Origin of the sequence: Raoultella sp. (assembly GCF_039594335.1) — a bacterium.
Taxonomy (GTDB): Bacteria; Pseudomonadota; Gammaproteobacteria; order Enterobacterales; family Enterobacteriaceae; genus Klebsiella.
Genome location: NZ_JBCNNS010000161.1, coordinates 1 through 8,020, shown reverse-complemented (window position 1 = coordinate 8,020; position 8,020 = coordinate 1). Strand labels below are relative to the sequence as shown.

The following is an 8,020-nucleotide window of genomic DNA, read 5'->3' as shown; positions in this document are numbered from 1 at the left end:
GATTTTTTCGCCGTACCACAGTACCCGCAGTTGCTCCAGCATTTCGATCTGTTCCAGCGGACTCGGTGCCCAGCTGACGTAGCGACGGATAAAGCCGGCGCGATAACCGTAAATACCGATATGACGTAGCAGCGAATCGCCGATAGCCTCGCGCGATTGCGCAAAGCGATCGCGATCCCACGGAATGGTGGCGCGGGAGAAATAGAGCGCATAGCCCTGCTCATCCATCACCACTTTCACGGCATTCGGATTAAATGCTTCCTCAGCGTCGTGAATCGGAACGGCGAGCGTTGCCATGCCGCAGGTATTGGCCGCCAGATTTTCAGCTACCTGACGAACGATCGCCGACGGAATCATCGGTTCATCACCCTGGATATTGACGATGATCGTGTCATCACTGAAGCCACATTTTTCAACGACTTCGGCCAGGCGTTCGGTGCCGGATTGATGGTCCGCACGGGTCATACACACTTCGCCACCTGCAGCTTCTACCGCACGTGCAACATCATCATGATCCGTCGCGACGATAATGCGATCTGCCCCGGATTCACGCGCGCGCTCCAGAACATGAACGATCATCGGCTTGCCGTTGATATCCTGTAAGGGCTTACCCGGCAGACGCGTGGAGGCAAAGCGCGCAGGAATGATGACCACGAAACTCATGAATGGCTCTCTCCCACGGCTAATGCGCGGGCTTCGGTTTCCAGCAAGACCGGAATGCCTTCATGGAAAGGAAAGGCCAGGCTGTCGATTTTGCAGATCAGTTCTTGCTTATCCTGGCTGTAGTAGAGTTTACCGTTGCAGACAGGACAGGCGATGATTTCTAGTAAACGGTGATCCATGATTCCTCCTGATGGACCGAATAGATTTTGCAGCAGCATATCACATGATGGCAAACTCAGGGATCCGTTTGCGGTAAGGCTGAGCGAGATATGGCCTTGTTCAGGCCGGAGAAATCTCCCAGCCCTGCTGACAGTCGGCGAAAAGCCCCAGCGGCAGACGACGGAAGGTGATGCGTTGCACCGACTGCCAGATAGCAAACTCTTCAATCGCCCGGTGCAGCCCTTTCTCCAGCCCCGAGGTGACCTTAACCCCCTCTTCCAGCCACAGCGAAAAGACTTCCAGAACCCCGGTTTTCCGATGCACCTTGCTGTCCATTCTGCCCACCAGTTTACCCTGGTGCAGCAGCGGCAGGACAAAGTAACCATACTGACGCTTCGGCGCCGGTGTGTAGCACTCAAGGCGATAATTGAAATGGAATAGTTGCTCAGCGCGTTTACGATCCCAGACAACCGGGTCAAAAGGCGAGAGCACCGCACTGTGGCTGGCGGAGAGTTTACCGCCGGGTGCCGACTCCAGTTGCCAGAGCGCCTCGTGGTGGAGCCACATCTCGCCCAGTTCCTCGACCTGCACCGGGACCACCACGCCTTCATCCTGCCAGCTCGCCAGCAGCGCCGGTAAAGCGGGCTGGCGGAGCCGATAGTAATCAGCCAGCCACTGAGGACGAAAGATGCCGAGACTCCGGGCACTGTTGCGCAACATTAACGCCTCCGCCTGTGACTGCGTCAGCGCATCGCGCCCATCGTCCCAGTGCGGCATGACGCGATGTGTCAGATCGTACACCCGCTGAAAGTTGCGTCGCTCCACCACCATCACTTTACCCGCGGTAAACAAACCTTCCAGATGGCGCTTGTACGGTTTCCATTGCCACCAGCCGCTGGCCCCTTTGCGCGGATGTTCAAAGTCGGCCGAACGTACCGGACCATTCTGTGCAATATGCTCCAGCAGCCGTTGAATATCGTCAGCGTGTTCACTCATCCATGCCTTGTGATACTTCCAGCCCATATTATCGGGCGTCAACATGCGGTGACGTACCAGGGCAAAGTCGCTACGGGGCAGGAAGCAGGCTTCATGGGCCCAGTATTCCATCAGTTCCCCGCTGCGCAGAGCATCCTCCAGCCAGCTTTGCGGATAGCCGCCAAGACGGCTAAAAAGTACAAGATAGGGGCTGCGGGCAACGACGTTGATGGTATCGATTTGCAGCAATGACATCTGCTGAATAGTTTGCAGAATATCGCTGGCGCGGGCACGGCGCCGAGGCCTCTTCAGCAATCCCTGCGCCGCAAGATGGAGATGACGGGCTTCTTTAAGCGAAAGTTGTAATACCGGCATGCAGGTTCTCCGTAAAGGATTCCGGCACAGCGTTATTGAAGCGAGCGTGGCAGAACTAACGTTGCGCCAGCGTCACCAGTTCCGTCAGCAATTGCTGTGCACGTTTATCCGTCATTATGGCGTCGACAGGTAAATACCACCAGTTTGATTCGGCAAAACCACGACATTTCACCGCGTCTTTCTCGGTCATCAGCAGCGTTTGCTGTGTGTTCACGAGGGCGGAAACGCTCGCCTGAGTTAATGCCTGGTGATCGGCAAGCGCGACGGTTTTCACCGGCAGGACGCCGCAGCTTTCCAGGGTAGCAAAAAAACGCGGGGGATGGCCGATCCCGGCCATGGCAACGACATTGTCGAAAGAGGCCACGTCACGCCGTTCGCCACTGTGTAAATTTACCGCCAGTCCGGGGCGCAACTGCATGGGGATCTCCCCCGCCTGCGCGACGCCGCCATTAACAATGATGGCATCGACACTGCGTAAACGCGATGCGCGTTCACGCATCGGCCCGGCCGGTAGCCACCAGCCATTGCCGAAACGTCGCTCGCCATCAATCACGACAATTTCTTTGTCCCGTGCCAATTTGTAGTGCTGCAGGCCATCATCGGTGATGACAAGCTGCAAATCATGTGCGTCAAGCAGCGCCTGTACCGCCTCACAACGCGCTGGCGAGACCGCCACCGGCACGCCAGTTCGTTGAAAAATGAGGACCGGTTCATCGCCGGCTTCCGCCGTACTGGTGTGATTGCTGAGTAATAACGGATAACTCGCCGCTTTCCCGCCATAGCCACGGGAAACAACGCCAACGCGAATACCGCGCTGCTGGAGTTGTTCCACCAGCCAGATGACCACTGGCGTTTTGCCGTTGCCTCCGGCGGTGAGGTTCCCCACCACCGCCACCGGAACCGGTGCTCGCCAGGCTTTCTTCAGCCCCAGCCGATAGCTGAGGCGGATCAGCCCACTCACCAGGCCATAGAGCCAGGAGAGCGGCAGCAAGAGTCGCCATATCGGCGACTCACCGGACCAGATACGCGCAATCATTGGCCAAACTGCATCTTATGTAGCTGAGCATACACGCCGCGGTGTTCCAGCAGGTCAGCATGGCTACCGCGTTCGACAATGCGGCCATCTTCCACAACCACAATTTCATCGGCTTGCTCGATGGTGGAAAGACGGTGGGCAATGACCAGCGAAGTGCGGTTTTTTTGCAGCTCGTCAAGGGCTGCCTGGATAGCGCGTTCAGACTCGGTATCCAGCGCCGATGTTGCTTCATCCAGAATCAAAATCGGGCTGTTACGCAGCAGCGCACGCGCGATGGCAATACGCTGACGCTGACCGCCTGAGAGCAGTACCCCGTTCTCACCGATAACGGTATCGAGGCCATTATCCATTTTGCTGATAAAGTCCATTGCGTAGGCCATACGCGCTGCTTCTTCGATCTGCTCGCGGCTGTACTCTTCCTCACGCGCGTAGGCAATGTTGTTCGCCACCGTATCGTTGAACAGATGAACGTTTTGCGACACCAGCGCCACCTGATTGCGCAGGGATGCCAGGGTGTACTCACGTAGATCGTGGCCATCCAGCAGAATCTGGCCGTTATCGATATCATAAAAGCGCGTAATCAGGCTGGCGATGGTCGATTTACCCGACCCAGAGCGCCCGACCAGGGCGACCGTTTTGCCTTCCGGGATGTTGAGATTGATATTTTGCAACGCTGGCGTTTCACGGCCCGGATAGGTAAAGGTGACGTCTTTGAATTCCAGGTTGCCCTTCGCGCGATCGAGAACCAGCTTGCCTTCGTCTTTTTCCTGTTCGGAATCAAGAATCGCAAACAGCGTCTGGCAGGCGGCCATCCCGCGCTGGAACTGAGCATTGACGTTAGTCAGCGACTTCAGCGGGCGCATCAAGGCAATCATCGAGGAGAAGACCACGGTGATGGTACCGGCAGTCAACGTTTCCATAACGCTCGGGAAGCTGGCGGCATAGAGGACAAATGCTAGCGCCAGTGAGGCAATCAGTTGAATAACCGGATCAGAAATAGACGATGCGGAGACCATTTTCATCCCCTGCAAGCGCATTTTGTTGCTGACCTTATCAAAACGTTTAGTTTCTACCGCCTGGCCGCCAAACATCAGTACTTCTTTATGCCCTTTCAGCATCTGCTCTGCGCTGGTGGTCACCTGCCCCATGGTGTTCTGCATATTCTTGCTGATATTACGAAAACGCTTCGATACCACACGAATCGCCATGGAGACGATGGGGGCCAGAACGATCAGAATCAGCGACAGCTGCCAGCTGTAGTAGAACATCATCACAAACAGGCCGATGATCGAGGCGCCTTCGCGCACAACGGTAATCAGCGCGCTGGAAGAGGATGATGCAACCTGTTCGGAATCATAGGTAATGCGTGACAGCAAGGTACCCGTGGACTGTTTATCAAAGAAGGAGACCGGCATCCCCATCATATGGCTGAACAGACGGCGACGCATTGTCATGACGACTTTGCCTGAAACCCACGAGATGCAGTAGCTCGAAATATAGCTGGTGATGCCACGCAGTAACATCAACCCAATCACGACCAGCGGCATCCATAGCAGCACTGAGCGATCCGTTTTACCAAAACCATCATCCAGTAACGGTTTAAGAAGCGATAGCATGAAGGTATCACTAGCAGCGTTAAAGACTAACGCAACTGCCGCGACGATCAGTCCGGTTTTAAATGGCGCAATAAGCGGCCAGAGGCGGCGGAAGGTCTGCCACGTGGAGAGATCTTTATCATTCTGCATTCAATAAACCAACTTATGTTGAAATAGCCGCATATTCTACCCGTTATCCACGGTCTCGCCAAACCACTGATGATACCAACGCGGTAAAAGTTGATCTCGTAAGCTTTGGATTTGCCAACCTTCTGTAGAAAAAGTAACCGTAATTTGCCCCTGATGCGGCGTATCAAGCCATCGATAGCCCTGCTGACGGTAACGCTGCGCCACTTTTACCGCTGGCATACGCCAGGCATTATATCGTGAGGCTGAAGCCAGCGCCGCCGCGCCGCCGACCCGCTGTAATAATGCAACCGAAGAAGAGGTCTGACTGCCGTGATGCGGAACCTGGATAAGTGTAGACGCAAGATGCTGCCAGTAGCGGCTCATCATTGCCCTTTCCGCCGGAATCTCAATATCCCCGGTCAGCAGAACGCTCTGCTTTCCGTCATCAATACGGACCACACAAGAGCGGTTATTGCCCGTCATGCTGGAATCTGGCAGCGGCCAGAGCACGCGAAAAGTTAATCCCCGCCATCTCCAGCTTTCACCTCGCTGACAGGGAAGATGCCCCTGCCAGCCAAGCGGGCTGCGTATCCAGAGGCCGGGCCAGGCCTTCAGCAGTGAGTTGAGACCACCGCGGTGGTCAAGATGCTCATGGCTCAACAACACGCCCTCCGGGCGCAGGTTATGCCAGCGTAGCCAGGGAATAATAATCTGCTGGCCGCTATCGCCCTCGGGCCAGGCCATTCCGGTATCATACAAGATTGCTGCCCCCTCCCGCTCAATGACCATGGCCAGCCCCTGTCCGACGTCCAGCATCGTGACCCGCCATTCATCTTTTACTTCGTGACGCCAGAAAGGCCAGCTCAGCAGCACCGTGCTGCTAAGACATAGTGCCGGTAGCGAACGCCAGGCATGAAAACGCCATACGAGCAGTATCAGCCACGGCAATACGCTTAACGCCGCCCAGCGAAAATCCAGACTGAGCCAGCCCTGCGGCAGTAGACGTAAAAACCAGAATAATGCCGCCAGCAAACGGTCAGCCAACCACCACACCGCCATTTCAACCACGGCAGGCCCGCTGAGGTGCAGCAGCATCGCCAGCAGAATCAAGGGAACAACCGCGAAGGTAACCAACGGCACGGCAATCAGATTTGCCCCCCAGGAAGTCAGGCTGATGCCGTGGAAAAGGAGAATCTGCATCGGCAATAACAGAAACATCAGCCCAAGCTGCAGATGGCCTAAAGCGAGCACTTCGCGCCATGGCCAGCGCCACGCGTACAGTTGCAGCGGTGCCAGTTGGTACCAAAAAATCAGTGTTGCGACGGCAAAAACAGACAGCCACAGACTATCAGACAACACCGCCAGCGGATCGGTAAATAAGATCGCGCCAGTACAACAGAGCCAGATCTGCCAGGACGACCAGCGTTTGGCTGATAGCCGTAGGCCCACCACACAGATCAGAGCTACGCAGGTCCGCAGCGCAGGCGGCTGCATACCGGTCAGCCAGGCGTAAAACAGCGCGCAGGCCAGACCGACAAGTAGTGGCATTCTCCAGCCAATCCATCGGCACGGAAAAAAGAATTGCAGGCCGCGAATCACCAGTCCGCCGAGTATGGCGCCTAACGCAATATGCAAACCCGATATAGCCATCAGATGCGATGTGCCGGTTTCCTGCATCAGACGTTTGATCTCCCCCGGTACAACCAGCCTCTCTCCCATGCCGAGCCCGAGTATCACCGACCGCCAGGGAAAAGCGTCAACGGTTCGCACCAGCGATGCCAGATAGCGTGCCCGGTAGCTGCACGTCGCGTCTAGTGCTTCAGCCGACGTAAAGCGCCCGGTTAACGAACGATGTTGTGCCAGGGCAAAACGCTGGCCGTCAAAGCCCCCTTCGTTGAGTTGACTATGGACCGGACGAAGACGAACGGTCATCTTCCAGCGCTGTCCGGCGCATGGCGGTTCGGGCAGCGCATTACCATACAGGGTCACCCCTGGCGCCGGCCATAGCCTCTGCCCATTCAAACGAAGAATATTTCCCTGATAGGTCGTCTCCCCTTCAACTGCCGTCAACTTAATTTCGACCTGCCGGTTACCACCGGATAGCACCTGCATCGGCCACAGCACCTGACGTGCACTCAGCACACCCCAGGCAAAAAACAGCATGGTCAAAGCCAGGTACCGTGATGGCCTCCAGCGATAAAACGATATCAGGATCGCGCCACCGATAATAAGCTGGACGGCGAGCTGCCCGGGCAGGTCTGGTAACAACAGCAGTGGGCAGATCCCGACAACCGCGCACCCGGCAAGCTGTGATAAACGCATGTCCCCCCTCCCTGTTGACGGCGAGTATCGCGTGAAAGCGACAGGTCGTCAGCGGTCGGCGGGCAGGTGTGGATTTCGGCTTCCGCAAAACCTGCGGAGTTGCTGCAAAACGAAGATACTACTGCGAGGCAGCGCAAATCGGGGGCATAAAAAAAGCACCGCAGAGGTGCTTTTTTTATCATCGGAGTAAGTTGTCGCAGCTCTGCGAAACTTACTCTTCGTAAATATTGGCGCGGTCGCGTAATTCTTTCCCAGGCTTAAAGTGCGGAACGTACTTACCTTCCAGTTCAACTTTATCGCCAGTCTTCGGGTTACGCCCGGTGCGAGGTGCTCGATAATGCAAAGAGAAACTGCCGAAACCGCGGATTTCAATGCGCTCACCCTGAGCAAGCGTTGAGGCCATATGTTCCAGCATTTCTTTAACAGCATCTTCGACCGCTTTCGCAGGAATGTGGGATTGCTGGCTGGCAAGTCTTTCTATCAATTCTGACTTGGTCATTATTCCTCCGGTTTCCTTCAAGGCAAAATTAGCTAACTGCTTTAAACAAGGGCGGCCGTAGCCGCCCTTTGTGCTTGATTACAGGACGAATCCTGCAATCTGTCAAGTAAACTCGTCGTAATTCAGGTTGTTGTAACCTGAATGACTAAGATTACTCGCCTTTAGCTGCTTTGAAAGCTTCAGCCATTGCGTTGTTAGAGAAGTTTGCATCTTCCTGTTTGTTAACAGTTGCGATTGCATCTTTCTCATCAGCTTCGTCTTTAGCAC

The 8,020-nt window shown here is 55.5% G+C and carries 8 protein-coding genes; all 8 read right to left on the bottom strand.

The features are described from left to right. The coding region (gene kdsB, locus ACZAHD_RS19850; protein WP_462458293.1) for a 3-deoxy-manno-octulosonate cytidylyltransferase at positions 1-663 on the bottom strand (663 nt) is incomplete at its 3' end. After that, on the bottom strand, positions 660-842 hold the full coding sequence (locus ACZAHD_RS19845) for a Trm112 family protein (protein ID WP_462458292.1): 183 nt from the start codon (positions 840-842) through the stop codon (positions 660-662). The genes ACZAHD_RS19845 and kdsB, both read right to left, overlap by 4 nt. 100 nt (positions 843-942) lie before the next feature. After that, positions 943-2,172: a winged helix-turn-helix domain-containing protein gene (locus tag ACZAHD_RS19840; RefSeq protein WP_462458291.1), complete on the bottom strand. Its 1,230-nt coding sequence runs from the start codon at positions 2,170-2,172 to the stop codon at positions 943-945. A gap of 55 nt (positions 2,173-2,227) precedes the next feature. After that, positions 2,228-3,208 (bottom strand): tetraacyldisaccharide 4'-kinase, encoded by a 981-nt coding sequence (gene lpxK, locus ACZAHD_RS19835; RefSeq protein WP_462458290.1) that lies wholly within the window; start codon positions 3,206-3,208, stop codon positions 2,228-2,230. Further along, positions 3,205-4,953, bottom strand: coding sequence for a lipid A ABC transporter ATP-binding protein/permease MsbA (gene msbA / locus ACZAHD_RS19830; RefSeq protein WP_462458289.1), 1,749 nt, complete (start codon positions 4,951-4,953; stop codon positions 3,205-3,207). The genes lpxK and msbA overlap by 4 nt, the downstream gene beginning before the upstream one ends. Positions 4,954-4,989: 36 nt before the next feature. Further along, a complete protein-coding gene (locus ACZAHD_RS19825; RefSeq protein WP_462458288.1) occupies positions 4,990-7,254 on the bottom strand; it encodes a ComEC family protein in 2,265 nt (754 codons plus the stop codon). A 211-nt stretch (positions 7,255-7,465) separates the two neighbouring features. After that, positions 7,466-7,753, bottom strand: coding sequence for an integration host factor subunit beta (gene ihfB / locus ACZAHD_RS19820; RefSeq protein ID WP_004100704.1), 288 nt, complete (start codon positions 7,751-7,753; stop codon positions 7,466-7,468). 151 nt (positions 7,754-7,904) lie between these two features. Further along, positions 7,905-8,020: hypothetical protein (locus tag ACZAHD_RS19815; RefSeq protein WP_462458294.1), on the bottom strand; the 116-nt coding region annotated here is incomplete at its 5' end.